The organism is Fructilactobacillus sp. X2R1C3 (assembly GCF_059901425.1).
The window spans coordinates 335,690-359,266 of record NZ_JBWXUW010000001.1 but is presented as its reverse complement, the minus strand read 5'-3'; the positions used below and the strand labels follow the sequence as shown (position 1 = coordinate 359,266).

The 23,577-nt window shown below is 38.1% G+C and carries 40 protein-coding genes; 1 reads left to right on the top strand and 39 read right to left on the bottom strand.

All coding sequences use genetic code 11. The features are described 5' to 3' along the window. Positions 1-16: 16 nt before the first annotated feature. From pcrA to AC6UDD_RS01845, 3 genes are all read right to left on the bottom strand, one after another. Complete coding sequence (pcrA, locus tag AC6UDD_RS01855; protein WP_500717981.1) at positions 17-2,272, bottom strand: DNA helicase PcrA; 2,256 nt, start codon at positions 2,270-2,272, stop codon at positions 17-19. Between the two features lie 88 nt (positions 2,273-2,360). Beyond that, positions 2,361-3,494: an ATP-grasp domain-containing protein gene (locus tag AC6UDD_RS01850; protein WP_500717978.1), complete on the bottom strand. Its 1,134-nt coding sequence runs from the start codon at positions 3,492-3,494 to the stop codon at positions 2,361-2,363. Positions 3,495-3,524: 30 nt separating this feature from the next. Then, positions 3,525-4,136: a glycoside hydrolase family 73 protein gene (locus AC6UDD_RS01845; RefSeq protein ID WP_500717975.1), complete on the bottom strand. Its 612-nt coding sequence runs from the start codon at positions 4,134-4,136 to the stop codon at positions 3,525-3,527. Positions 4,137-4,255: 119 nt separating this feature from the next. On the opposite strand from AC6UDD_RS01845, the gene AC6UDD_RS01840 reads away from it, so the two are divergent. Then, positions 4,256-4,567, top strand: a complete 312-nt coding sequence (locus AC6UDD_RS01840) for a DUF2187 family protein (protein WP_500717972.1) — start codon at positions 4,256-4,258, stop codon at positions 4,565-4,567. Positions 4,568-4,596: 29 nt separating this feature from the next. On the opposite strand, the gene AC6UDD_RS01835 is transcribed toward AC6UDD_RS01840, so the two are convergent. The 36 genes from AC6UDD_RS01835 to rpsJ all read right to left on the bottom strand — a co-directional run bounded on the left by AC6UDD_RS01835 (position 4,597) and on the right by rpsJ (position 23,494). Then, a complete protein-coding gene (locus tag AC6UDD_RS01835) occupies positions 4,597-5,178 on the bottom strand; it encodes an ECF transporter S component (RefSeq protein WP_500717969.1) in 582 nt (193 codons plus the stop codon). Positions 5,179-5,244: 66 nt separating this feature from the next. Next, complete coding sequence (gene rpsI, locus AC6UDD_RS01830; RefSeq protein WP_500696539.1) at positions 5,245-5,637, bottom strand: 30S ribosomal protein S9; 393 nt, start codon at positions 5,635-5,637, stop codon at positions 5,245-5,247. Between the two features lie 13 nt (positions 5,638-5,650). After that, positions 5,651-6,094, bottom strand: a complete 444-nt coding sequence (rplM, locus tag AC6UDD_RS01825) for a 50S ribosomal protein L13 (RefSeq protein WP_500693566.1) — start codon at positions 6,092-6,094, stop codon at positions 5,651-5,653. A 119-nt stretch (positions 6,095-6,213) separates the two neighbouring features. Beyond that, complete coding sequence (gene truA, locus AC6UDD_RS01820) at positions 6,214-7,014, bottom strand: tRNA pseudouridine(38-40) synthase TruA (protein WP_500717963.1); 801 nt, start codon at positions 7,012-7,014, stop codon at positions 6,214-6,216. Continuing rightward, positions 7,015-7,797, bottom strand: a complete 783-nt coding sequence (locus AC6UDD_RS01815) for an energy-coupling factor transporter transmembrane component T family protein (RefSeq protein WP_500717961.1) — start codon at positions 7,795-7,797, stop codon at positions 7,015-7,017. Positions 7,798-7,810: 13 nt separating this feature from the next. Continuing rightward, a complete protein-coding gene (locus tag AC6UDD_RS01810) occupies positions 7,811-8,674 on the bottom strand; it encodes an energy-coupling factor transporter ATPase (RefSeq protein WP_500717959.1) in 864 nt (287 codons plus the stop codon). Next, the gene (locus tag AC6UDD_RS01805) at positions 8,653-9,486 is read right to left on the bottom strand and encodes an energy-coupling factor transporter ATPase (RefSeq protein WP_500717956.1); all 834 of its coding nucleotides are present in this window, start codon (positions 9,484-9,486) and stop codon (positions 8,653-8,655) included. Before AC6UDD_RS01805 ends, AC6UDD_RS01810 begins: the two co-directional genes overlap by 22 nt. Before the next feature lie 175 nt (positions 9,487-9,661). Continuing rightward, positions 9,662-10,045 carry a 50S ribosomal protein L17 gene (gene rplQ / locus AC6UDD_RS01800; RefSeq protein ID WP_500700794.1) on the bottom strand — a complete coding sequence of 128 codons (384 nt, stop codon included), beginning with the start codon at positions 10,043-10,045 and terminating at the stop codon, positions 9,662-9,664. A gap of 18 nt (positions 10,046-10,063) precedes the next feature. After that, a complete protein-coding gene (locus AC6UDD_RS01795; protein ID WP_500693560.1) occupies positions 10,064-11,014 on the bottom strand; it encodes a DNA-directed RNA polymerase subunit alpha in 951 nt (316 codons plus the stop codon). Positions 11,015-11,075: 61 nt separating this feature from the next. Further along, the gene (rpsK, locus tag AC6UDD_RS01790) at positions 11,076-11,465 is read right to left on the bottom strand and encodes a 30S ribosomal protein S11 (RefSeq protein ID WP_010022745.1); all 390 of its coding nucleotides are present in this window, start codon (positions 11,463-11,465) and stop codon (positions 11,076-11,078) included. A gap of 24 nt (positions 11,466-11,489) precedes the next feature. Further along, positions 11,490-11,852 carry a 30S ribosomal protein S13 gene (rpsM, locus tag AC6UDD_RS01785; protein ID WP_500693559.1) on the bottom strand — a complete coding sequence of 121 codons (363 nt, stop codon included), beginning with the start codon at positions 11,850-11,852 and terminating at the stop codon, positions 11,490-11,492. A 30-nt stretch (positions 11,853-11,882) separates the two neighbouring features. Continuing rightward, entirely contained in the window at positions 11,883-12,002 is a 120-nt protein-coding gene (gene rpmJ, locus AC6UDD_RS01780; protein ID WP_010022743.1) for a 50S ribosomal protein L36, read from the bottom strand. A gap of 25 nt (positions 12,003-12,027) precedes the next feature. After that, complete coding sequence (gene infA / locus AC6UDD_RS01775; RefSeq protein ID WP_010022742.1) at positions 12,028-12,246, bottom strand: translation initiation factor IF-1; 219 nt, start codon at positions 12,244-12,246, stop codon at positions 12,028-12,030. Positions 12,247-12,350: 104 nt separating this feature from the next. Then, on the bottom strand, positions 12,351-13,010 hold the full coding sequence (locus AC6UDD_RS01770; RefSeq protein WP_500717954.1) for an adenylate kinase: 660 nt from the start codon (positions 13,008-13,010) through the stop codon (positions 12,351-12,353). Positions 13,011-13,023: 13 nt separating this feature from the next. Further along, positions 13,024-14,340: a preprotein translocase subunit SecY gene (gene secY / locus AC6UDD_RS01765; RefSeq protein WP_500699280.1), complete on the bottom strand. Its 1,317-nt coding sequence runs from the start codon at positions 14,338-14,340 to the stop codon at positions 13,024-13,026. Next, a complete protein-coding gene (rplO, locus tag AC6UDD_RS01760; protein ID WP_500717951.1) occupies positions 14,340-14,771 on the bottom strand; it encodes a 50S ribosomal protein L15 in 432 nt (143 codons plus the stop codon). The genes secY and rplO overlap by 1 nt, the downstream gene beginning before the upstream one ends. A gap of 31 nt (positions 14,772-14,802) precedes the next feature. After that, positions 14,803-14,985 (bottom strand): 50S ribosomal protein L30, encoded by a 183-nt coding sequence (rpmD, locus tag AC6UDD_RS01755; RefSeq protein ID WP_500693555.1) that lies wholly within the window; start codon positions 14,983-14,985, stop codon positions 14,803-14,805. 17 nt (positions 14,986-15,002) lie between these two features. Next, on the bottom strand, positions 15,003-15,506 hold the full coding sequence (gene rpsE / locus AC6UDD_RS01750) for a 30S ribosomal protein S5 (protein WP_500693554.1): 504 nt from the start codon (positions 15,504-15,506) through the stop codon (positions 15,003-15,005). Between the two features lie 21 nt (positions 15,507-15,527). Continuing rightward, positions 15,528-15,884: a 50S ribosomal protein L18 gene (gene rplR, locus AC6UDD_RS01745; protein ID WP_500693553.1), complete on the bottom strand. Its 357-nt coding sequence runs from the start codon at positions 15,882-15,884 to the stop codon at positions 15,528-15,530. 32 nt (positions 15,885-15,916) lie between these two features. Continuing rightward, the gene (gene rplF / locus AC6UDD_RS01740) at positions 15,917-16,456 is read right to left on the bottom strand and encodes a 50S ribosomal protein L6 (protein ID WP_500717949.1); all 540 of its coding nucleotides are present in this window, start codon (positions 16,454-16,456) and stop codon (positions 15,917-15,919) included. A 28-nt stretch (positions 16,457-16,484) separates the two neighbouring features. Next, on the bottom strand, positions 16,485-16,883 hold the full coding sequence (rpsH, locus tag AC6UDD_RS01735; RefSeq protein WP_010022729.1) for a 30S ribosomal protein S8: 399 nt from the start codon (positions 16,881-16,883) through the stop codon (positions 16,485-16,487). Positions 16,884-16,915: 32 nt separating this feature from the next. Next, positions 16,916-17,101, bottom strand: a complete 186-nt coding sequence (locus tag AC6UDD_RS01730; protein WP_010022727.1) for a type Z 30S ribosomal protein S14 — start codon at positions 17,099-17,101, stop codon at positions 16,916-16,918. A gap of 11 nt (positions 17,102-17,112) precedes the next feature. Continuing rightward, positions 17,113-17,655, bottom strand: a complete 543-nt coding sequence (gene rplE / locus AC6UDD_RS01725) for a 50S ribosomal protein L5 (protein WP_500693551.1) — start codon at positions 17,653-17,655, stop codon at positions 17,113-17,115. 30 nt (positions 17,656-17,685) lie between these two features. Continuing rightward, on the bottom strand, positions 17,686-17,994 hold the full coding sequence (gene rplX, locus AC6UDD_RS01720) for a 50S ribosomal protein L24 (protein ID WP_500693550.1): 309 nt from the start codon (positions 17,992-17,994) through the stop codon (positions 17,686-17,688). Positions 17,995-18,025: 31 nt separating this feature from the next. After that, complete coding sequence (gene rplN, locus AC6UDD_RS01715; RefSeq protein WP_039144780.1) at positions 18,026-18,394, bottom strand: 50S ribosomal protein L14; 369 nt, start codon at positions 18,392-18,394, stop codon at positions 18,026-18,028. A 50-nt stretch (positions 18,395-18,444) separates the two neighbouring features. Then, positions 18,445-18,711 (bottom strand): 30S ribosomal protein S17, encoded by a 267-nt coding sequence (gene rpsQ, locus AC6UDD_RS01710; RefSeq protein WP_039144781.1) that lies wholly within the window; start codon positions 18,709-18,711, stop codon positions 18,445-18,447. 29 nt (positions 18,712-18,740) lie between these two features. Beyond that, a complete protein-coding gene (rpmC, locus tag AC6UDD_RS01705; RefSeq protein WP_010022719.1) occupies positions 18,741-18,935 on the bottom strand; it encodes a 50S ribosomal protein L29 in 195 nt (64 codons plus the stop codon). Beyond that, on the bottom strand, positions 18,925-19,359 hold the full coding sequence (rplP, locus tag AC6UDD_RS01700) for a 50S ribosomal protein L16 (RefSeq protein WP_500693549.1): 435 nt from the start codon (positions 19,357-19,359) through the stop codon (positions 18,925-18,927). The genes rpmC and rplP overlap by 11 nt, the downstream gene beginning before the upstream one ends. Positions 19,360-19,361: 2 nt before the next feature. Further along, complete coding sequence (gene rpsC, locus AC6UDD_RS01695; protein WP_500693548.1) at positions 19,362-20,027, bottom strand: 30S ribosomal protein S3; 666 nt, start codon at positions 20,025-20,027, stop codon at positions 19,362-19,364. A gap of 11 nt (positions 20,028-20,038) precedes the next feature. Continuing rightward, on the bottom strand, positions 20,039-20,389 hold the full coding sequence (gene rplV / locus AC6UDD_RS01690) for a 50S ribosomal protein L22 (protein ID WP_010022715.1): 351 nt from the start codon (positions 20,387-20,389) through the stop codon (positions 20,039-20,041). Between the two features lie 16 nt (positions 20,390-20,405). Continuing rightward, complete coding sequence (gene rpsS / locus AC6UDD_RS01685) at positions 20,406-20,687, bottom strand: 30S ribosomal protein S19 (protein ID WP_010022714.1); 282 nt, start codon at positions 20,685-20,687, stop codon at positions 20,406-20,408. Positions 20,688-20,731: 44 nt separating this feature from the next. After that, positions 20,732-21,571 carry a 50S ribosomal protein L2 gene (rplB, locus tag AC6UDD_RS01680; protein ID WP_500693547.1) on the bottom strand — a complete coding sequence of 280 codons (840 nt, stop codon included), beginning with the start codon at positions 21,569-21,571 and terminating at the stop codon, positions 20,732-20,734. Between the two features lie 23 nt (positions 21,572-21,594). Then, a complete protein-coding gene (rplW, locus tag AC6UDD_RS01675) occupies positions 21,595-21,882 on the bottom strand; it encodes a 50S ribosomal protein L23 (RefSeq protein WP_500693546.1) in 288 nt (95 codons plus the stop codon). Continuing rightward, a complete protein-coding gene (gene rplD, locus AC6UDD_RS01670; protein WP_500717946.1) occupies positions 21,882-22,505 on the bottom strand; it encodes a 50S ribosomal protein L4 in 624 nt (207 codons plus the stop codon). The genes rplW and rplD overlap by 1 nt, the downstream gene beginning before the upstream one ends. Positions 22,506-22,522: 17 nt before the next feature. Further along, the gene (gene rplC, locus AC6UDD_RS01665; protein ID WP_500696532.1) at positions 22,523-23,158 is read right to left on the bottom strand and encodes a 50S ribosomal protein L3; all 636 of its coding nucleotides are present in this window, start codon (positions 23,156-23,158) and stop codon (positions 22,523-22,525) included. 27 nt (positions 23,159-23,185) lie between these two features. Next, complete coding sequence (gene rpsJ, locus AC6UDD_RS01660) at positions 23,186-23,494, bottom strand: 30S ribosomal protein S10 (protein ID WP_500693543.1); 309 nt, start codon at positions 23,492-23,494, stop codon at positions 23,186-23,188. Positions 23,495-23,577: the final 83 nt, after the last annotated feature.

Genomic DNA, 23,577 nt, shown 5'->3' with positions numbered 1-23,577 from the left:
CCACTCCCTTACTAAGCTATTGAATTTTTGATATGGGTGCAAATGCAGCTAATAGACGTTTAATTCCTTTTTCTGGAAAGGCAATGTCAAGTTCCATATCTTCACCAGTTCCATTAATTTTAACAACAGTTCCAGTTCCCCACGCCTTGTGTTTGACTTTATCACCAATATTCCATGACTTCTTGTCAGCACCAGTTCCTTTAGGCTTTTCGACTTGTTTGTTAGGTCGATGATATGGTTCACTAAAGGATCGATTGGTTCGTTTATTATACTCACTACTGGTGTCAAATGGAGTTTTAGGTCCGGTTGGAATTGAACTTTCATTATCAAGGACATCAGAATTAATTTCATCCATAAATCGTGACTCGGGATTATTTTGCATTCTCCCATATAACATTCGTGAATATGCATTTGTCATATAGAGTTTGGTCTGAGCCCGCGTAATTCCTACATAGGCTAACCGTCGTTCTTCTTCTAACTCACTTTCCTTTTCAGTAGCTCGACTAAGAGGAAAAATTCCTTCTTCCATCCCAACCATAAAGACGACCGGAAATTCAAGTCCCTTAGCAGCATGCAAAGTCATTAAAGTTACCTGTTTAGCCGATTCATCAACATCGTCTTGCGCCGATACAAGGGCCAAATCCGCCAAAAAATCTGTCAAACGACTATCACTACTACCAGTTTGTTCATCATACTTTAAATCAGAATCTTTTGTGACAGAAAGAAATTCTTCAATATTCTCGATCCGTGTTTGTGACTCAAGTGAATTAGTTTTCTTTAGATCTGCCATATATCCAGATTGATCCAAAAGTGCTTCGGTAATTTCCGTAACGGTCATATCTTTTTGCTTTTTTTGAACGTTTGATATGACGTCAGCAAAATTAGCAATGGCATTCCGAGCACGACTGGAGATATTATTGGCCAAGTCAACATTTTGAGCTGCTTCCAGTAGGCTCCATCCATTCTCTGCCGCAAACATTCTCAACTTTTCCACACTCGAACTACCAATTCCGCGCTTAGGAACGTTAACGACCCGTTCAAAACTTAATGAATCACTGGGATTAGCAATGAGGGTCAAGTACGAAAGAATGTCCCGGATTTCCTTACGGTCATAAAATTTATGCCCACCAACCATCGTATATGGAATATTTGATTTCAAGAAAGTCTCTTCAATTACACGCGACTGGGCATTCGTCCGGTACAGAACTGCAAAATCGTTATAAGAATAATGATGTTTACTAACTTCGTCTTTAATCTTGGACACCACGTAATGAGCCTCACTAGCCTCACTTTGAGCACGATAGTACGTTACCTTTTCGCCAGTATCATTTTCCGTCCACAGATTTTTATCTTTTCTCTCAGCATTGTTTTGAATAACGTCGTTTGCAGCACTTAAAATATTCTTAGTTGAACGATAATTCTGTTCTAGTTTCACAACGTGTGCATTTTTATAATCATTTTCAAAATCCAAGATATTATTCATGTTAGCACCACGCCAACCGTAAATGCTCTGATCAGCATCCCCAACCACACACAAATTTTGATACTTTTTGGCGAGCATTGATACTAATTTATACTGTGCCTCGTTGGTATCCTGATATTCATCGACATGGATGTAATGAAACTTATCTTGATAATAATTCAAAACCTCTGGATACTGCTTAAACAATCTAATCGTAAGCATAATCAAATCATCAAAATCGACAGCTTGGTTTTCTTGAAGTCGTTTTTGATATTCGGAATATACCTGTGACACCACTTCTTCAAATGGACTGTTAGCTGAATGTGACTTTTGATAATCTCGTGGAGTCTGTAAATTATTCTTAGCGTTTGAAATGGCACCTAAAATAGCTCTTGGATCATTCTTTTTCGGGTCTAGATCTAAGTCTTTTAAAATTCGTTTTACAAGGGTCTTTTGTTCCCCTGAATCAGTGATAGAAAAAGCACGATTATAACCTAATTTATCAATGTCACGTCTCAAAATTCTCACGCCAAGTGCGTGAAAAGTTGATACCCAAACATCGTCACCACCGACGCCAAGTAATTTACTAACACGTTCCTTCATTTCGCGAGCAGCTTTGTTGGTAAATGTAATCGCCAAAATATTCCATGGCATCACACCTTTTTCCTCAATTAGATAAGCAATTCGATGAGTGAGCACCCTGGTCTTACCACTTCCAGCACCAGCCATAATCAAAAGTGGACCTTCAGTTTGTTCTACCGCTTCTTGTTGCTTATCGTTCATTGTTTTTAGTAGGTCTGTCTTTGACACGTTAACCAATCCTCTCGCTTTGTAAATCCATCATTAATTATAGCAAAATAGAGCCGACAAATTGCCGACTCTTCAATTTTAATAACATTTAATTTTTGGTCCAAATTCCCGTATTCACAATTCGATAAAACGTCTCTTCGACTGAATTGGTTGGAATTAAAATCACTCCAACTACATCATCATCACGTGCATTACTGTGATAATTAAAATAAAATTGCCAGTTTGGTTGAAGAATTCGTTGTCTAAGAACCTGTTCATATTGCTTTTTCGTAAACAAACGAGCAACAACATCACTAATCTTATTAATCTTAGCTAATGGCAATCCTGAAATTGCTCGAAGATGTTGATCATACTCGCTGATATCAGTAGCTAAATTAAACAAAAAACCGGCATTATTAACGGTTGGATCAATGTTTGTAACGTAAATGTTTTGGTCAGCCGTTACACCGAACGATACCTCAAATGAACCAACGTATTTAACATTTTTGCCGATTTGATTAACAATTCTAATCATTTCGTTAATAACGTTAGAATCTGTTTTAGAAGTATCAGTACTTACCGTTTGGAGCATGTTCCCTAAGTAACTAGTTTTAACGGCAGGAAATTGTTGTAAGTCATCTTTAACCGACTTAGTAGCAATAATTGCGTATTCGGAACGATAGGGAACGTAAGATTCAAGGATATAAGGTCCCCTTTTTAACATGTCGGACGCAAGCGCAATATCATTTGATTCATTAATAACAAGTTGTTGATTATTAGTCATGTGTCGTTGAATTGGTTTTAAAATCGCAGGATACCCAATTGAATCGATTGCTTGGTAGATATCTTCCAAATTAATAATAGTGACGTATGGTGACGTATTGACGTTAATTTGATCAAAAAAGGCTCTCTCCATCACACGGTCCTGACTAATCTCTAAAAGAGATTCGCCCTGAGGAACATAAGTATACTTTTCAATTTCACTAATAACCTGAGGATCAATGTCATTTGAAACGTATGTAACTAAATCACACTTTTCAGAAAATTCCCTTAAAGTATCAACATCATTAACGTCACCTGTAAATGCGTAATCAGATTGTCTAGCGATCTCGCTATCTGAATTAGAACTATAGGTAGCAATTTTCAATCCCGCATCGCGGGCCACGTTAACTAATTGCGTGCTACTAAAATAGTCACCAATAATTCCAATTGTGCTTCCTGGGTAGAGTAATACTGAATCCATAGTTTAACCTCCAATAAATCTTTTGTTACATCATTGTTTATCGTATTGATTAAGATGATATTTTTTAATGATTTTAATTATTTTTTCTGCATAAGCTGGGTCCGTTGCATATCCATCGGTACTGAGAGCCTTAGCAGAATCAACGTAATTGTCCGCCGACACAACTTCTTTATATTGCATGGGGTTCCAGTCTGTTCCATGAGCTAGTAAAACAGCATGATCTTCAATTGACTCATCCCAATTATCGTAAACGCGAAAGCTTCCGTGAACCATTGCAGGTGATCCACTCGTATATTCAGTCGTGTTCAAAGTGACACTCTTTTGTCCAGCACCGGCTTTAACACCAAAAAGATTATTATACTTTGAGGCCAAAGTACTTTGGCCCCAATCTGATTCTAAAATAGCCTGGGCAAGAGTAATGCTAGTCAAAATTTTGTACTTCCGTTGCATCTCAACTGATTTCGGTAAAATCTTGTTGATAAATTCCTTATGTTGAACACTAACATTGTTTTGTTCATACCGCGGATTAAAATGAGAATTGCCTAAAATCATCACAGCACCAACGAACATGACTAGCAGGATTAGCACGGTCAGGACATAAGCAACTAATTTGTTTGGCTTTTGCTTCTTTTTCCTAGCCACACTAACCCTCCTTACAAATAAATTTACTGTTTAAATTGTACTACAAAAATGTTAAAAATTGACAAATGTTAATTATTCGTTTATATTTCATTAGTTGAATACAATTGGAGGTGGTCAGTTTGGCAAAGAAACACGATGAACAAACGGAGACCGAAAAATCACCCTTTGAAGTTGGCGATGAAGTATCGTTTAAACTTGAAAAGAATGATTTTACCGGTTATATTGATAAAGCTTACAATAATGCCTTTTTGATTACATTTGAATCTGATGATCCAGAAATAATTGATAAGTATCATAACAAGACCGTTATTAATCACAAAGATCTTAAAATGATTAAGCAAGCTCCACGAATTCAAAAAGATCCTGATGAGGGATCAGATGATGATTCAAAACAAGACGGTGACAAAAAATCATCGGACGCATCAAAGTAACAAAAAGCAGATCGTAATGATCTGCTTTTTTATTTTTGGATTACTTTATTTAACGAAATAATGATAATTGGACAAACAATTGCTGTAATAATCATTTCTATCAGACCGTTGGTTCCAACTACCCCTAATAAGGCATAGATAATTTTATCAACGCTCACATGGTACAGGATTGGGGCTTGTTTTCGATTAAAAATATAAATAAATAACAGCACTAAAATTGTATTGGTCATTGAACCCAAAGCACATGCCATCACAAGTGAAAGCTTATTATTAAGTAATTTTTTTAACCACTTGTAGGAAAAGTAAGCAACTACCGGGATTAGAGCCCGCGGTAAAATGGCCGTAATCGGATTCTCAAAAACAAGTGGAGCAATTGGACTAGTAGGCCACGTAAAGGCCCTTACAAACACAATTACACCCCAGAGCGTGCCAAGAATAAAGCCATCCTTTAAACCAAGCACTAGGGTTGCTACAATCACGGTAATAGGGATTAACGTAATACTTAGTGGTCCAACGGGAATATATCCTAAAATAGGAACAAAGTTTTGAATCAAAATAATGGCAATAAAAACTGACAAAATTGCAATATGATAATTTCGTGTCTTTTTCATTTTAAATTCACCCATTTAATAAAAAAGCGCTCATGCGGACATGAGCGACAAAATATAATCTTCTGATTAACGTTTTGAGAATTGACCAGCCTTACGAGCTTTCTTAAGACCTGGCTTCTTACGTTCCTTCATACGAGGGTCACGTGTTAATAGACCAGCCTTCTTGAGGGCTTCTCTAAAGTCTGGATCAACTTCAAGTAAAGCACGTGCAATTCCTAAACGAACGGCACCAGCTTGTCCTGAATATCCACCACCATTAACGTTAGCTAACGTGTCATAGTTACCAAGTGTTTCAGTAACATTGTATGGTTGTAAAATGATTTCTCTTAAATTAGGAAATGGAATGTAATCTTCAACATCTTTGTCATTGATTACAACTTTTCCAGTACCTGGTACTAAGCGTACACGAGCAACTGAATCTTTACGGCGACCTGTGCCGGTATATTGTACTTTAGCCAATTGTGTTTCCTCCTTAAATTAGGTTCTTAATATCAAGAACTTCTGGTTTTTGAGCTTCATGAGTGTGATCTTCACCTGCATAAACGTGAAGTTTCTTAGCGATTTGACGACCTAATGTACCGTGAGGAAGCATACCTTTAACTGAAGTTTCGATAAGTCGATCAGGTTTCTCTGCTCTCATTTGACCAGCAGTAATTGACTTAAGTCCACCAATGTAAGATGTGTGGTGATAATAGATCTTGCCACTAGCTTTCTTACCAGACAATGCAACTTTAGATGCATTGATTACAATAACATTGTCACCTGTATCTACGTTTGGCGTAAATGTAGGTTTGTTTTTTCCGCGTAAAATAGAAGCAACGACACTTGAGAGACGACCTAATTCAACGCCATCTGCGTCAATAACGTACCACTTGCGATCTACTTCGCCGGGTTTAGCCATATATGTTGTATGCACTTTTAATTCCTCCATGTTTCCGTGTTTGTTCGACACCTAATAAGTTTCCGGGGCTTATCGTGGGGCAAACAATACCAGTTACAATAGTACTAACATTTCCACTGAAAGTCAAATTCATTTTAATCATCTGGATGATGTTTTCGTTTTGAATGTTTTGGATCATCTCCTGGATAATAAACCTTTTTTAAGTACAAGCCATTAGCTGGCATCGTTAAACGGGCCTCGTTTCGATCCTTCACTTTGAATAATCGTTGGATATCATGAACAGGCCGCTTTCCCCGTCCAATCTCCATCAGCACCCCAACCATAATCCGAATCTGATTGTACATAAAACCATCACCATAAAACTCGAACTGCATCTCATTAGTAACTTTATCTAAGTTAGCATCAACCGAGAAAACTGTGCGAACTCGACTTCCCTCCTTTGCACCAGAAGCAACAAAAGACGAAAAGTCATGTTTGCCAACGTAATCATGAATGGCCGCTTCAATCCAATTAAAATTAACGGGAAAACGCCAATGGGCAGTATAATTTCTTTTAAATGGATTGGTAAAGCGCCCCAAATCCAACCGATACAAGTACTTTTTCCCCGTTACATCATAACGAGCATGAAAGTCAGCATTAACCCTTTGCACACTTATTATTTCAATATCCAAAGGACACATACTGTTTAGTCCCTTTAGCATACTTTCCTCACCTAGATCATAGGGAAAGTCAAAATGGGCAACTTGACCTAGGGCATGAACACCTGCGTCAGTTCTTCCAGATCCATAAAGTAAAACATGTTGGCCACTTTTTTGGGCCATTTTGTTAATAATATTAGTTAAAGTACCTTCCACCGTCCGCTGCTTTGGCTGCGTTTGAAAACCAGCAAACTTAGTTCCATCATATGCAAATGTAATTTTATACCGAGTTTTCATCTAATTCCTCACTAAAATAATTACAACCGTTAAAACCATCACGAGCATTAAAGCAACCCAATCAAGGACCGTCCAAGAGACGAGCTGATAATGAGTTCGTTTGACCTCATCAGAGTATCCACGAGCTTCCATGGCATCCGCAAGTTGCTCAGCATGACGAAAAGAAGAAACAAACAAAGGAATAATCAGCGACACTAGGCTTTTAGCTCGTTTCATTAATTTGCCTTTACCAAAATCAACCCCCCGTGCTCTTTGAGCGTTCATAATGTCATTTAACTCATCGATTAGAGTCGGAATAAATTGGAGTGCAATTGAAACCATCATCCCAATCGTTTCAGTCGGAACTTTAACCCACTTAAGCGGTCTCAGAATCGTCTCAACACCAAGTGCAATCATCGATGGACTGGTTGTGATAGTCAAAATAGTAGCAATCGTGATAATAAGGACCAATCGAACAAATATCATGACCGCATTAATAATTCCCGATGAAGTGATGGAGATAAACCATAAATGAAAATAAACCGTTCCGCCATGTCCAAAAAAAACTTGAATCAAGACCGTAAAAATAATTAGCCACAGAATGGGTTTGATCCCCTTTAGAAGCATCTTAATTCGAGAATGGGATAAGTATATCAGTACCAACGTAAAAAGCGTCATACATCCGTAACTGACCCAATTATTGCACATCAAAATAAGCGTAATAATGACAACGGAGCCTAAAATCTTAAATGCTGGATTTAAACGATGAATGAATGAATTTCCAGGAAAGTATTTTCCAAACACAAATTGATCGATTCTACTTCACTCCACTTCGTTTTTGCGTAATTTCGTCAACAACTTCATCAGCTGTTAACGGAATCTTGTTTAATCTGATACCTCGATTAATTAAATCATAGTATATCTGGACAGAATCGGGAAGCGCTAATGAATTTTGATCGATTAACTTGTAATCGCCAAATAATTCCCTGGGAGTTGAATCAGAACAAATTTTTCCATCATTCATAACCACGACGCGGGTAGCGTTTTGTGCCACCACATCCATGTCGTGAGTAACCATGATGATGGTTACCCCATTTTTGTTTAGTTGATTGATGATCTTTAATATCTCAGTCTTGCCGCTAGGATCTAATCCCACCGTGGGTTCATCTAAGATGAGAACGTTTGGATCACATGCAATCGTTCCAGCAATTGCAACCCGACGCATTTGACCGCCAGACAACTCAAAGGGTGAACGTGAATATAGTTCTTCACTAATGCCAACAATCGAAAGCGCCTGAATGGCTCTCTTTTTAGCAACTGCTTCATTTTCGCCAAAATTAAGTGGACCAAAAGATACATCTTTTAGAACATTATCTTCAAATAGTTGTTTTTCCGGAAACTGGAAAATCATCCCGACTTTTTTCCTGAGCTCACTTAGATTATGGTTGTTAGTTTCACTGTTGATTTTAATTTTGCCAACGGTAACACTCCCTGAAGTCGGTTTTAACAATCCGTTAATCATCTGAACTAACGTTGACTTTCCGCTACCAGTCTTTCCAACAACGCCCAAAAATTCACCCTTATTAATCTTTAAACTAACATTACTTAAAGCCTGTCTTTCTGAGGGTAGACCGGGTTGATAAACAAAATCGACGTTATTTAAAATAATGTGCTTATCCATTGACTCATCCCCTCATCATCCATGTACTCGTCAGTAATGTCATATCCTGCATCAAGAAATTTTTGCCTCAACTTCTCACTAAAGGGAAGATCTAAATCCATATCAGCAATTAACTGATGCTTCTGAAAGAAAGCACTTGGTTTTCCGTCAAATACAATTTTACTATTATTAAGTGCTAAGATCCGATCAGATTTAGCCGTCACATTGATATCATGCGTAATGGAGAGAATTGTCATATTTTGCTTTTGATTTAACTGGTTGACAACTCTATGAATTTGTCTAGTAGCCAAGGGATCTAGCATACTTGTTGCTTCATCCAGAATTAAAATTTTAGGATCAAGCACAATCGCTCCTGCAATTGCGACCCGTTGCTTCTGTCCACCAGAAAGACTGCTAGGAATCTCATCTCGATATTCCCACATTCCTACCTTTTCTAACGCCGATTTAACTTTTGGCTTCATCGCATCTCTTGGGACCGCTCGATTTTCAAGTCCAAACGCAACGTCACTTGCTACCGTGGCACCAACAAATTGATCATCTGGATTTTGAAAAACCATGCCGATTGCTTTTCTTGTTTCGCGATCATTACCATGAGAATCCAACTTGATTCCGTCCACCTGAATTTTTCCTTCACTGGGAGCCAGAAGACCATCAATGAGTTTGGCAATCGTACTTTTACCACTCCCGTTCCGACCAATTAATGAAATGTACTCACCCTTTTCACACTGAAAAAAGATATCATCTAATACCTTATGATCATCTTCATTATTATATTTAAAAGAAAGATTGGAAACATTAATGATTGGATTCATGGAATCAGCTCTCCCATTATTAAAATTATGTATAAAAAAATCACTAAAAGATTAAGGCGCATGGAATTGACCACATTCAAGCTAGACTTGGAAAATCCATCATCGTAACACTTTATACCTTTAACCTTAGTGATTCCTATAGTGAAATATTTATTATTCTTAACAAATATCGAAATTATTCGACAAATTGCAAGATTACCATTGGTGCACCGTCACCACGACGAGGCATTGTTTTAAGAATACGTGTGTAACCACCATTTCGGTCCGCATACTTAGGTGCTACTTCGTCAAACAACTTTTGTAATGCACTAGTTACTTTGATACTATCTCCGTCTTCTTTTACATCAGCAATGGTGTTTTGCAAGTAAGCTGCGGCTTGACGACGAGCATTCAAATCACCTTTCTTGCCCAAGGTAACCATCTTGTCGGCTAATGATCTAACATCCTTAGCGCGAGCTTCTGTTGTTTTGATTTGACCGTTAACAATTAAGTCAGTAGTCAAATTACGAAGCAAAGCACGACGTTGAGCACTCGTACGTTGTAATTTGCGATAACTCATAACCGGATATCCTCCTTTTTAGTCTTCTTTACGTAAAGATAGTCCTAATGCTGCTAATTTTTCCTTAACTTCATCGAGTGACTTACGGCCAAGATTTCTAACCTTCATCATGTCAGCTTCAGACTTATCAGTTAATTCTTGAACAGTATTAATCCCAGCACGTTTCAAACAATTGTATGAACGAACTGAAAGATCCAATTCTTCAATTGACATTTCAAGCATTTTTTCTTTATGGCTTTCTTCCTTCTCAACCATAACATTGGCATTCTTTGCTCTGTCAGTTAAATCAATAAATAATTGGAAATGTTGATTTAAAATCTTAGCTGCCAAACTAATTGCATCAGAAGGAGTGATTGAACCATTAGTCCAAACGTCTAACGTCAATTTGTCGTAATCATCACGTTGACCAACACGTGCATCTTCTACTTGATAATTAACACGTTCGATTGGGGTATAAATAGAATCAACTGGTAGAACACCAATTGGCATACCATCGTTTTTGGCTTTGTTTTCTTCAGCAGAAACGTAGCCACGACCTTTGTTGGCAGTCATGTTCATGTGGAATGTAGTTCCGTCAGCAACCGTTGCAATGTGTAAATCTGGATTTAAAATCTCAACATCACTATCAGTTACGATATCGCCCGCGGTTACATCGGCTGGTCCAGTTACATTAATACTCATTGACTTAGTTTCATTGTCATCTGAGTTGATTTTCAAATTAATCTTTTTAACGTTCAAGATAATTTGAGTAACATCTTCAACTACACCCTTTACAGTTGAAAATTCGTGTAGAACACCATCAATTTGGATACTAGTAACCGCAGCTCCTGGTAATGAAGCCAACAAGACACGTCTGAGTGAATTGCCTAAAGTGGTACCATATCCTCTTTCGAGTGGCTCTACAACTATTTCACCATAGTTGTCTGTTTCTTCAATTTTGTGAATGTTTGGCTTTTCAAATTCAATCATTGTAGTCTCTACCCCTTTCAAAACGCATTGAGCAATTTAAAACTTTAACGTTCATTAAATATTAAACTCTACGACGTTTTGGAGGACGAGAACCATTATGTGGAACTGGAGTTACATCACGAATTGCAGCAACTTCCAAACCAGTACTTTGTAAAGCACGAATAGCTGACTCACGACCAGATCCAGGACCTTTAACAGCAACTTCTACTGATTTCATTCCATGTTCCATTGCAGTCTTAGCAGCTGCTTCAGCAGCCATTTGAGCAGCAAATGGGGTAGACTTACGACTTCCACGGAATCCTAATGCACCAGCTGATGACCAAGCAATAGCATTCCCTTGAACATCGGTAATCATAACCAAAGTGTTATTAAAAGTTGAGTGAATGTGTGCTACACCAGACTCAACGTTTTTTCTTGCTTTACGCTTACGAGTATTTTTAGTTTTAGCCATAGAAACTGATAGCCTCCTTCTTTATTATTTTTTACCAGCGATTGTGGTTTTCTTACCTTTTCTTGTACGTGCGTTATTCTTCGTGTGTTGACCTCTAACGGGCAAACCACGACGATGACGCATCCCACGATATGAACCGATTTCTTGAAGAGTCTTGATACTCATAGTAACTTCTCTACGTAAGTCACCTTCGATTGTGTAACCATCAAGAGCTTCTCTGATCTTATCTTCTTGATCAGGTGTTAAATCACGTACACGAACGTCTTCTGATACCCCAGCTTTTTTCAAAACTTGCTGAGCAGTTGTGTTTCCAACACCATAAATGTATGTTAACGCAATAACAATTCGCTTATCACGTGGTAAATCAACTCCGGCAATACGAGCCATTAAAGTCCACCTCCTATAATTTTAATTTGTTTATTTTCCTTGTCTTTGCTTGTGCTTAGGGTTTACTGGGCAAACCACCATCACACGGCCTTTTCTCTTAATAATCTTACAATGTTCGCACATTTTTTTTACTGATGGACGTACTTTCATTTTTATAACCTCCTATATGAAGGGCTTACTTAAATCGATAAGTAATTCGACCCTTTGTTAAATCATACGGTGACATTTCAACGGTTACACGATCTCCTGGCAGGATCCGAATGTAATGCATTCTGATCTTACCAGAAACGTGTGCCAAAATTTCATGACCATTTTCAAGCTCGACCTTAAACATTGCATTAGGTAAAGTCTCTGAAACCTTACCCTCAACTTCAATTACATTATTTTTAGACACGAATAATCCTCCAAAATTACTAAACTCGTAAGCATCACTTACAAATAGACATACAAACTATAATATACCACAACATTGACATTCCAGCAATTAAACGACTTTTACTAATTTAAACTGCTTAGAATTTTCTTAATGTCTTTATTAACGTCTGCAATGTCTTGATCACCCTTAACTGAATGCAAAATTCCGCGATCTTTGTAAAAGTCAATTAAAGGAGCATTACTCTTCTCATTGATTTTCAGACGATTCTTGACAGTCTCAGGTTTATCATCACTTCTTTGATAGAAGACGTGAGCACCGCAAACATCACAAGTACCATCAACTATAGGTTTTTTATATAATTTATGATAAGTTGCGCCACAGTTTTTGCAGATGAAACGACCCGATAAACGTTTGATTAAAACGCTTGGATCAACTTCAATATTAATGACTGCATTCAACTCTTTGCTCATTTTCCTAGTCATTTCCTCAAGACTTTTAGCCTGATCAATGTTTCTAGGAAAACCATCTAACAAATAACCCTTGTCGGTATCAGGTTGTTTAAGGCGATCTTCAACAATCCCACAGGTAACATCATTAGGAACTAATTCGCCCTTATCGATGTATTGTTGAGCCTTAATTCCCATGGGAGTTTTGTTCTTCATTGCTGCCCTAAATATGTCTCCAGTTGAAATATGTGGAATTCCATATTTTTCAACAATGAATTCAGCTTGAGTACCCTTTCCTGCTCCTGGAAGACCCATTAGTAATAAATTCATTGACATTTAAATTCCTCCACTACTTGTTATCATCCGGAGTACTTTGAATAAATCCAACGTACTCTTTTCTCATCATTAATCCTCTAATTTGTTGAATGGTTTCAATAGCAACTCCAACGATAATCAAAAGGTTAGTACCACCTAGTCCAATTGATTCGTTTAAGTTCCAAACATTTTGTGCAATCAATGGAATTAGAGAAACAACACCCAAGAACAAAGCACCAACGGTACTAAGCCTCATCAACAATCGAGAAATATATAACTGAGTTTCACGACCAGGCCATACTCCTGGAATGTAGCTACCTTGTTTTTGTAAGTTTTCCGACAGTTTCTGTGGATTAACTTGAACAAACGCATAGAAGAAAGTAAATACAACAATTAAGAGGGTGTAAAACGCAGCTCCAAGTGGGGTCTGCATGTTAAACAACTTACTTAAAAATTCATACCATCCGGATCCCTGAAAGTTTTTGGTGAAAAACATCAAAATCGTTTGGGGAGTGGAAATAAATGCACTTGCGAAAATAACTGGAATAACTCCAGCAACGTTAACCTTCAAGGGAAGGTAACTGCTGTCTGGTGAACCTGATGTTCTTCTAGTATATTGAATTGGAATTCTACGTTCAGCTTGTTGTACCCAAGTAACAAAGGTAACAATAATCAAAATTACAATAATCAAAGCAATAATAAACAAGGCTGGCTTCCAAATCTCATTCATTGGTGTACCTTCAACGTATTGACGATAAACACTCATAATTCCACTTGGCATTTCAGCAACAATTCCGGCAAAGATGATCATTGAAACTCCCTGACCAATTCCCTTGTCAGTAATCATGTCACCCATCCACGTGGTGAGCATTGTACCAGCAGTCAAAATTAAACCAATACTAATGTAAGTTCCCATTCCGGGATTCTTAACTAGATGAAGACTACTTAAAGCATTAAATCCAGCCGTAATACCAATTGACTGGACAAATGCTAAAACAATCGTTAACCATCTTGTTACCTGATCCAGTTTTTGCCTTCCGACTTCACCTTGTTTTCCCCATTCAACGAATCGAGGAACGATATCCATCTGAAGTAACTGAACAACAATTTGTGCAGTAATGTATGGTGAAACTCCCATTGCAAACAATGAGTAATTAGTTAATCCACCACCACTAAACATATTCAATACATTAACTAAACCTGAGGATGCAACACTTTGCAAAGCTTCCGCATTGATTCCAGGTACAGTAATGTAAGCACCTAAACGGAAAACTGCCAATATAAAAAGGGTAAATAAGATCCTTTTTCTAATATCTTTTTCTTCAAAGGCATTCTTTAAGGTAGTGAACATTAAATCACCTCAGCTTTACCGCCGGCATCTTCAATTGCTTTTTCAGCACTCTTTGAGAACTTGTTAGCTTTAACAGTGAGCTTCTTAGTTAACTTGCCATCTGCAAGAACTTTAACGCCATCATTTGAGCCCTTAATCATTCCAGCTTTAATCAATACATCTGGAGTTACTTCTGAGCCATCATCAAAATTATCTAAATCAGCTAAGTTAACGATCGCTAAAACTTTTCTGTTGAAGTTGGTAAATCCACGTTTTGGAATTTGACGATATAAAGGCATTTGGCCACCTTCAAAACCAACACGAGTTTTGCCACGAGCCTTTTGACCCTTTTGGCCACGACCTGAAGTCTTACCTTTACTACCAAGACCACGACCTAAACGAGTTCTTGATGAACGTGAACCGTTAGCAGCTTTTAATTCATTTAACTTCATTGAATTGCACCTCCCTATCTTTTAAAGAATATTAATCAACTTGTTCAACCTTAATTAAATGAGCAATCTTGAATAGAGCACCACGAGTTGCTTCATTATCAGGTTTAATAACACTACTATTTACTCGTCCCAATCCAAGGGCCTTAACAATCTTACGTTGTTTAGGGAGACGGTGAGCAGCACTATGAACTAAAGTAATCTTTAATTGAGCCATCTTCTAACCCCTCCTTATTATTCGGTTAAGTGATCTGATGAGACACCACGTAATGATGAAATTTCTTCAGCATTCTTAAGTTCCTTAAGACCTTCAAAAGTTGCACGAATTACGTTAACTGGTGTATCAGAGCCTAAACGCTTACTAGTAACATCGTTTACCCCAGCTAATTCCATAACTGATCGAACGGCACCACCAGCAGCAACTCCGGAACCTTCTTCAGCAGGCTTCAACATAATCTTTCCACCGCCAAAACGACCGATAACTTCGTGAGGGATAGTAGTTCCAACGATTGGAACTTCAATTAAGTTCTTTTGGGCACTATCAACGGCTTTTCTGATCGCTTCAGGAACTTCTTGAGCTTTACCAGTACCAAAGCCAACGTGGCCATTCTTGTCACCAACAACAACTAATGCAGCAAAACGTAGTCGACGACCACCTTTAACAACCTTAGTAATTCGGTTGATAGCAACAACGTTATCTTCTAAGTCCAGTTTGTCTGGATTAATAAACTTTGCCATGTGCGTTATATTCCTCCTTTTTTAAAATTCAAGTCCATTTTCACGTGCTGCATCTGCAAGGGCTTGTACACGTCCGTGATATAAGTATCCACCACGATCAAAAACAACATTCTTAACATTCTTTTCAACTGCACGCTTAGCAACTAAAGCACCAACGCTTGCGGCTTGTTCTGATTTGTTGTCTCCGGAAACTTCCTTGTCAACAGTTGAGGCACTAGCTAGCGTTACACCCTTTACGTCATCAATAACTTGAGCGTAAATGTTTTTATTAGAACGGAAAACGTTCAAACGTGGGCACTCAGCAGTACCAGAAATTTTACTTCTAACACGATTATGACGAACTTTACGTGTTTTATTCTTGTCTGGTTTGGAAATCAAAATAGTCACCTCTTATTTTTTATATTGTTAAATTACTTACCAGTCTTACCTTCCTTGAGGGTAATATGTTCATTTTCATATCTGATTCCTTTACCCTTGTAAGGTTCTGGTGAACGGTATGAACGAACTTCGGCAGCAAAATCACCAACATGTTGCTTGTTGATCCCACTAATGTTAATAGTAGTGTTATCTGGAACAGCTACGGTAAGATCTTCTGGAACTTGAACTTCAACAGGGTTTGAGTAACCAACGTTTAGAGTCAAAGTACTACCCTTTAATTGAGCACGATATCCAACTCCAACTAGCTTAAGTGTCTTGTGGAATCCCTTTGTAACACCCTCAACCATGTTGTTGAAGTTAGCACGTGTTGTACCGTGTAGGGCACGTTCTTTGTTGTCATACTTACCAGTTGGAGTAAAGTTCACTTCGTTACCCTTAACTTGCATTTTAATTTCTGGTGAAATTGTAGCATTTAAAGTACCCTTGGGTCCTTTAACAGTTACGTTAGTACCTCTATGATTTACTTCAACACCATCTGGAAGATCAACAGTTTTATAACCAATTCTACTCATATTAACACCTCCAATTCTTTTTTAATTTTTACCAAACGTATGCTAATACTTCGCCACCGACTTTTTTGTCTCTAGCTTCTTTATCAGTAATAACACCATCTGAAGTTGAAATGATAGCAATTCCTAAACCGTTTAGAACTTTAGGAACATCATCTGATTTAACATATGAACGTAATCCTGGCTTTGAAATTCGCTTTAAACCAGTGATTACACGTTGATTATCTTTTCCATACTTAAGGTATACACGGATAACACCTTGTTTATCGTCATCGATGTATTCCACATCGCGTACAAAGCCTTCACGCTTCAAAATTTCGGCAATGTTTCTTTTGATTTTTGATGCAGGAACGTCAACTGAATCGTGTCTTGCCATATTGGCATTACGAATTCGAGTTAAAAAGTCTGCAATTGGATCTGTCATGGACATAAACGTGAAACCTCCTTTTCAGTTTTATTATTTTACCAACTAGCTTTTTTCATGCCAGGAATTTGACCCTTATGGGCAAGTTGTCTTAAACAAATTCGGCATAAGTGAAACTTTTGGTAAACCGCACGAGGTCGACCACAACGTTCACAACGAGTGTAGTTCTGTGTTGAGAACTTAGCTGGACGTTCACTTTTTTTAATTAATGATTTTTTAGCCAATATTAAACCTCCTATTTAGCGAATGGCATTCCGAATTGAGCTAACAATTCATGTGATTCTTCATCCGTATTAGCGGTTGTTACAAGTACGATATCTAAACCTCTAACACGGTTAACATCATCGTAATTAATTTCTGGAAAAATTAGTTGTTCTTTGATACCCAACGTGTAATTTCCACGACCATCAAATGATTTGTTGCTTACACCGTGGAAATCTCGAACACGTGGCAATGAAACATTAACTAACTTATCCAAGAAGTCATACATTCTTTCTCCTCTTAATGTAACTTTGGCACCAATTGGCATTCCTTCTCTAAGACGGAAACCGGCAATTGATTTTTTAGCCTTAGTTACGATAGGCTTTTGTCCAGAAATTAAACTTAATTCATGAACCGCCTCATCAAGGTTTTTAGAATTTGTTACAGCATCACCAACACCCATGTTTAAAACGATCTTGTCAAGTTTTGGGGCTTCCATAACTGATGAATAATCAAATTTCTTAACGAGCGTTGGGAGAATATCTTCTTTGTATCTTTCTTCTAAGCGAGCTGCCATGCGATTAATTTCCTCCTTTCAATTCCAATCCTAGTCGATTGGTTTTTGTGATTTTTTTGAAATACGAACTTTTTTACCATCTTTAACCACGAAGCTTACTTTTGTAGGCTCATTGGTAGATGGGTCGATTAACATTACATTTGAAGCATCAATTGGAGCATCAACGTCAGCAATTCCACCTTGGGGATTGTCTTGTGAAGCTTTTTGATGTTTCTTGATCTTGTTGATTCCTTCAACAACTACACGGTTCTTAGCAGCAATGGTTTTAACGACTTTGCCGTCTTTACCCTTGTCTTTACCACTAATAACACGAACTTTGTCACCAGTTTTCAAGAACATAATCCTGGCACCTCCTTGTTTTCCAATAGTATTAAAGTACTTCAGGCGCTAATGAAACGATCTTCATAAAATTATTACTACGTAATTCACGAGCTACCGGACCGAAAATACGGGTACCTTTAGGACTCTTATCATCGTTAATCAAAACAGCGGCATTTTCGTCGAAACGAATATATGAACCGTCAGTTCTATGTGCAGCAGACTTAGTTCTAACTACCACGGCTTTAACGACGTCTCCCTTTTTGACAACGCCACCTGGTGTTGCTTGTTTAACAGTAGCAACAATCACATCACCGATACCTGCATATCTAACTCTTGAACCACCTAAAACTTTGATAGTCAAAAGTTCACGTGCACCAGAGTTATCAGCAACCTTTAAACGACTCTCTTGTTGGATCATGGTTAGTGTCCTCCCTTCAACTTAAAATCAGAATACGATAGATAAAAAAGCTAGATAATAACTGCCTTTTCAACAACGTCTACTAGACGGAAGCGCTTAGTCTTAGACAATGGACGAGTTTCCATGATGTCAACAATATCGTTAACTTTTGCTTCGTTATTTTCATCTTGAACTTTATATTTCTTAGAATATTTAATACGTTTCCCGTAAGTTGGATGAGTCTTGTAAGTTTCAACGACAACAGTAATGGTTTTGTCCATTTTATCTGAAACCACACGACCTCTGTAACTTTTACGTTCGTTACGTTCTTCGCTCATAAAGTATTAACCTTCCTTTCTATCGTATTCTATTTCTTCAGTTCTTGTTGTCTAAGTGCTGTCTTGATTCTAGCGATTGTCTTTCTGACAGTCTTCAATCTAGCAGTATTTTCCAATTGACCAGTGGCTAATTGAAAACGAAGATTAAACAATTCTTTCTTGTAATCTTGTTCCTTAGCCCGCATTTCATCAGTGGTTAATTCATTAATTTCTTTAGCCTTCATTTGATTCGCCACCTACTTCCTCACGTTTAATAACTCGGGTTCTAACAGGTAACTTCATTGAAGCTAAACGTAAAGCTTCTTCAGCAGTTTCTTTGGAAACACCACCAACTTCGAAAAGAACCTTTCCGCGCTTGACGGTTGAAACCCAACCTGCTGGGGTACCTTTACCTTTACCCATTCGAACACCGATACCTTTTTCAGTATATGATTTTTGAGGGAAAATTTTGATCCAAACTTTTCCACCACGTTTCATATAACGAGTCATGGCAACACGGCAAGCTTCGATTTGTCGGTTACTGATCCAATGTGAATCAAGAGCTTGCAAACCGTAATCACCAAAAGTAACAGTGTTTCCACCCTTTGAATGACCACGCAACTTACCTCTGTGTTGTCTTCTGAACTTAACACGTTTAGGTACTAGCATGCTTATTTCCCTCCTTTTTCAGTTTTTTCCTCCGGTTTATCGGGCAAAACTTCACCACGGTTGATCCAAGTCTTAACACCGATTTTACCGTAAGTAGTATCTGCTTCATTCCATGAATAGTCAATATCAGCTCTAAGTGTATGAAGTGGAACACTTCCGTCTGAGTATCTTTCAATTCGTGTCATATCAGCACCATTTAAACGACCTGAAGATTGAACTTTAACGCCTTTAGCTCCAGAACGCATAACTCTTTGCATTGCCTGACGCATTGCACGACGGAATGCTACTCGACCTTCGAGTTGACTTGCAACGTTTTCACCAACAAGATCAGCTTCTAAATCAGGTTTTTTAACTTCAACAATGTTGACATGAACACGACGTCCAGTCAATTTGTTTAATTCTTTACGAAGACTTTCAACTTCTGCTCCACCTTTACCAATAACCATTCCAGGCTTGGCAGTATGGATAGAAACATTGACACGTTTTGCAGCACGCTCAATGTCAACACTTGATACAGAAGCATCAGCGAGTCTCTTTGCTAGATAGTTACGAATTTTTAAATCTTCGTTTAAGTATGAAGCGAATTTATCGTCGTTAGCATACCATTTAGCTTGCCAACCACGGTTAACGCCAATTCGTAAACCATTTGGATTAATTTTTTGACCCACGTTTATCCCTCCTACTTTTCTGACACTACAATTGTAATGTGACTAGTTCTTTTATTGATTGGTGAAGCAGAACCCTTAGCACGGGGACGGAAACGTTTTAAAGTTGGTCCTTCGTTAACGTATGCTTCACTAACAACTAGATCTTGGCGATCTAAATCAAAATTATTTTCTGCATTTGCTACAGCTGACATCAAAACCTTTTCTACAACTGGTGAAGCACCTCTAGGGGTGAATTTCAAAATTGCAGTAGCTTCTGATACGCTTTTACCTCTAATAAGATCTACAACAAGGCGAACCTTACGAGCGGCGATACGAACAGTCTTTGCAGTAGCTTTTGCTGATGTAACTTGTTGTTCAGCCATTGGTTATCCTCCTTGCTTAAACTGTCTTTTTATCTGCGTCGCCATTTCCATGTCCATGGAAAGTACGAGTAGGTACGAATTCTCCGAGCTTGTGGCCCACCATGTCTTCTTGAATGTAAACTGGGACATGTTTTCTACCATTGTAAACAGCAATGGTGTATCCAATGAAACTTGGGAAAATGGTTGAACGACGTGACCATGTTTTAATTACCGATTTTTTATCTTGATCTTTTTGTGCATCGATCTTTTTTAATAATGATTGATCGGCAAAAGGTCCCTTTTTTAAACTTCGACTCATTATGAAACCTCCTCTGCGATTACTCAATAAATAAATAATTCAGACTACATCTTTGAACCCTTACGGTGTCTAACAATAAACTTGTTTGAACGTGCTTTCTTTGATCTAGTCTTCTTACCAGTTGTCTTCTTATGCCATGGAGACAATGGACTTGGGTAACCAACTGGAGCCTTACCTTCACCACCACCATGTGGGTGATCGTTAGGGTTCATAACAGATCCACGTACGTGAGGTCTTTGACCACGGTAACGAGTTCTACCAGCTTTACCCCATACAACTAATCCATGTTCATCATTACCAACACTACCAATAGTAGCTCGGCAAACTGAAAGTACCATTCTAACTTCACCAGATGGTAATTTAACTAAAGCATACTTTCCTTCGTTACCAAGTAACTGTGCTGAAGCTCCAGCAGAACGAACAAGTTGTCCACCCTTGCCAGGTTTCAATTCAATGTTAAAGATGGTTGAACCAACAGGAATATCAGCTAATTGAAGGGTGTTACCAGCCTTAATATCAGCATCCTTACCAGATTCAACAACGTCTCCGACTTTTAATCCTTTAGGTGCAATGATGTATGATTTAATTCCGTCTTCATAAACGATTAAAGCAATATTTGCAGTTCTATTTGGATCATATTCGATGGTTTTAACGGTTGCAGGAACACCATCATGATCACGTTTGAAATCGATAAGACGGTATCGATGTTTGTTTCCGCCACCACGATGTCTAACAGTCATCTTACCTTGACTATTACGACCACCGCTGTGAGCATTTGACTCAACTAAACTTTTTTCTGGCACGTTAGTAGTAATTTCACTATAGTCAATACTAGTCATATTACGACGGCCATTAGTAGTTGGTTTGTACTTTTTTAGAGCCACGTTATTTCCCTCCTATTCAAAGATTATTCTTCTGAGAAAATTTTAATTTCGTCAGAATCGTTGGACAAAGTAACAATAGCCTTACGACGTTTCTTAGTACGTCCAACATATTGACCTTGTCGCTTTTTCTTACCTTTTACATTCATAATATTAACTTTAACAACTTTAACGTTAAAAATCTCTTCAACAGCATTTTTAACTTGAGTCTTAGTTGCTCGTACATCAACATCAAAAGTATATTTTTTGTCGTCCATTACATCGGTTGAAGCTTCAGTAACTACCGGACGTAAAATGATATCTCGTGCTTCCATTATGCGAGCACCTCCTCTACTTGAGAAAGAGCAGCCTTTGTAATAACAACCTTGTTGCTGTTTAATACATCAAGTGTGTTAACACCCTTGGCATTAATAACTTGCACATTCTTGATATTTCTTGCTGAACGTGCAGCGTTTTCATTGTTATCTTCCAAAACTACTAATGTCTTAGTTGCAGCATCAAGTTTCTTCAAAAGATCTGATAAGTCTTTAGTTTTTGGAGCCTTGTAGTCTAACGAATCTACTACCACTAAATCACCATTGGCAACTTTTTCAGAAAGAACTGATTTAACAGCTAATCTAGTAACCTTCTTTGGAAGGTGATATGCATATGAACGAGTAGTTGGTCCGAAGACAACTCCACCGCCAACCCATTGTGGGGCACGGATGGAACCTTGACGAGCACGACCAGTACCCTTTTGACGCCATGGTTTCTTACCACCACCACGCACCTTACCTCTAGATTTAACACCATTAGTACCTTGGCGTTGTGATGCTCTTTGCATTACGACAGTATCGTAAACAACGTTTTCATTTGGTTCAACGGCAAAAACAGCATCGTTTAAATCAACTGTTCCTTGTTTACTACCATCTTGTTTGTATAATGTTACGCTTGCCATCTACGGTTCCTCCTTTCTTATTTTCTTGATTCGATAACAGAAGTCTTAACTGTTACTAATGATTTATTTGCACCAGGAACGTTACCTTTGATCAATAATACGTTGTTATCAACATCAGCATTAACGATTTCAAGATCTTGAATGGTAACACGGTTGTTACCCATTCGTCCTGGTAATTTCATCCCTTTAACAACTCGGTTAATGATGACACCTAATGAACCGGGACGACGGTGATATCTTGATCCGTGGGTTTCAGGACCACGACGTTGTCCATTTTTGTGGATGTTACCTTGGTAACCATGACCTTTAGTAGTACCCGTTACATCAACGACGTCACCTGGTTTAAATACGTCAGCTTTGACTTCGTCTCCAACTTTGTAATCTCCCAAGTCAACATCTCTGATTTCACGAATGAAGCGCTTAGGAGTAGTTTTTGCTTTTTTAACATGACCTTGTTCAGGTTTATTGCTTAATACTGGACGTTTGTCATCGAATCCAAGTTGAATTGCATCGTAACCATCCGACTTGCTGTTCTTAACCTGTAAGACAACATTAGGAGTTACATCAACAACCGTAACTGGAACGAGTTCCCCGTTATCAGTAAAAACTTGGGTCATTCCGACCTTTTTACCTAAGATTCCTTTTTTAGCCATGAGTACACCTCCGATATTCTGTAATTATTATAGTTTGATCTCGATGTCAACACCGCTTGGCAAGTCTAATTTCATTAATGAATCAACAGTTTTAGGTGTTGGATTCAAAATATCAATCAAACGCTTGTGAGTTAACATTTCAAATTGTTCTTGAGCTTTACTGTACTTAAATGGTGATGCCAATACGGTATATAGAGTTCTGTCCGTTGGTAATGGAATTGGACCAGAAATAGTAGCACCAGTACGTTGTGCGGTTGCCACAATCTTGTCAGCAGCTTGATCTAAAATACGGTGTTCATAAGCTTTCAAACGAATACGAATCTTCTCTTTTGCCATGTTTTTCCCTCCTTCGTCTATTTTCAAAATAAGACTAGCTCCGTGGAAATTACCGGCACATCCTCGCATGGCAAAGCGGCCGG

Bases quoted from the DNA above. Each gene is read 5' to 3' on its own strand.
- rpmJ (WP_010022743.1), bottom strand. From the start codon at position 12,002: ATGAAAGTACGTCCATCAGTAAAAAAAATGTGCGAACATTGTAAGATT.
- rplW (WP_500693546.1), bottom strand. From the start codon at position 21,882: ATGGAAGCACGAGATATCATTTTACGTCCGGTAGTTACTGAAGCTTCA.
- rplP (WP_500693549.1), bottom strand. From the start codon at position 19,359: ATGCTAGTACCTAAACGTGTTAAGTTCAGAAGACAACACAGAGGTAAG.
- AC6UDD_RS01850 (WP_500717978.1), bottom strand. From the start codon at position 3,494: ATGGATTCAGTATTACTCTACCCAGGAAGCACAATTGGAATTATTGGT.
- rpsQ (WP_039144781.1), bottom strand. From the start codon at position 18,711: ATGAGCGAAGAACGTAACGAACGTAAAAGTTACAGAGGTCGTGTGGTT.
- truA (WP_500717963.1), bottom strand. From the start codon at position 7,014: ATGAAAACTCGGTATAAAATTACATTTGCATATGATGGAACTAAGTTT.
- AC6UDD_RS01810 (WP_500717959.1), bottom strand. From the start codon at position 8,674: ATGGATAAGCACATTATTTTAAATAACGTCGATTTTGTTTATCAACCC.
- AC6UDD_RS01770 (WP_500717954.1), bottom strand. From the start codon at position 13,010: ATGTCAATGAATTTATTACTAATGGGTCTTCCAGGAGCAGGAAAGGGT.
- rpsJ (WP_500693543.1), bottom strand. From the start codon at position 23,494: ATGGCAAAAGAGAAGATTCGTATTCGTTTGAAAGCTTATGAACACCGT.
- rpsE (WP_500693554.1), bottom strand. From the start codon at position 15,506: ATGGCAAAGTTTATTAATCCAGACAAACTGGACTTAGAAGATAACGTT.
- secY (WP_500699280.1), bottom strand. From the start codon at position 14,340: ATGTTCACTACCTTAAAGAATGCCTTTGAAGAAAAAGATATTAGAAAA.
- AC6UDD_RS01795 (WP_500693560.1), bottom strand. From the start codon at position 11,014: ATGATTGAATTTGAAAAGCCAAACATTCACAAAATTGAAGAAACAGAC.
- rplQ (WP_500700794.1), bottom strand. From the start codon at position 10,045: ATGAGTTATCGCAAATTACAACGTACGAGTGCTCAACGTCGTGCTTTG.
- rpsS (WP_010022714.1), bottom strand. From the start codon at position 20,687: ATGAGTCGAAGTTTAAAAAAGGGACCTTTTGCCGATCAATCATTATTA.
- rpsH (WP_010022729.1), bottom strand. From the start codon at position 16,883: ATGTCCATGACAGATCCAATTGCAGACTTTTTAACTCGAATTCGTAAT.
- rplF (WP_500717949.1), bottom strand. From the start codon at position 16,456: ATGAGTAGAATTGGTTATAAAACTGTTGATCTTCCAGATGGTGTTGAA.
- rplE (WP_500693551.1), bottom strand. From the start codon at position 17,655: ATGGCAGCTCGCTTAGAAGAAAGATACAAAGAAGATATTCTCCCAACG.
- rplD (WP_500717946.1), bottom strand. From the start codon at position 22,505: ATGGCAAGCGTAACATTATACAAACAAGATGGTAGTAAACAAGGAACA.
- rpsM (WP_500693559.1), bottom strand. From the start codon at position 11,852: ATGGCTCGTATTGCCGGAGTTGATTTACCACGTGATAAGCGAATTGTT.
- rpmC (WP_010022719.1), bottom strand. From the start codon at position 18,935: ATGAAGGCTAAAGAAATTAATGAATTAACCACTGATGAAATGCGGGCT.
- rpmD (WP_500693555.1), bottom strand. From the start codon at position 14,985: ATGGCTCAATTAAAGATTACTTTAGTTCATAGTGCTGCTCACCGTCTC.
- rplV (WP_010022715.1), bottom strand. From the start codon at position 20,389: ATGGCTGAACAACAAGTTACATCAGCAAAAGCTACTGCAAAGACTGTT.
- AC6UDD_RS01805 (WP_500717956.1), bottom strand. From the start codon at position 9,486: ATGAATCCAATCATTAATGTTTCCAATCTTTCTTTTAAATATAATAAT.
- rplC (WP_500696532.1), bottom strand. From the start codon at position 23,158: ATGGCTAAAAAAGGAATCTTAGGTAAAAAGGTCGGAATGACCCAAGTT.
- rplX (WP_500693550.1), bottom strand. From the start codon at position 17,994: ATGTTCTTGAAAACTGGTGACAAAGTTCGTGTTATTAGTGGTAAAGAC.
- AC6UDD_RS01835 (WP_500717969.1), bottom strand. From the start codon at position 5,178: ATGAAAAAGACACGAAATTATCATATTGCAATTTTGTCAGTTTTTATT.
- rplO (WP_500717951.1), bottom strand. From the start codon at position 14,771: ATGAAGTTAAATGAATTAAAAGCTGCTAACGGTTCACGTTCATCAAGA.
- rplN (WP_039144780.1), bottom strand. From the start codon at position 18,394: ATGATCCAACAAGAGAGTCGTTTAAAGGTTGCTGATAACTCTGGTGCA.
- rpsK (WP_010022745.1), bottom strand. From the start codon at position 11,465: ATGGCTAAAACTAAAAATACTCGTAAGCGTAAAGCAAGAAAAAACGTT.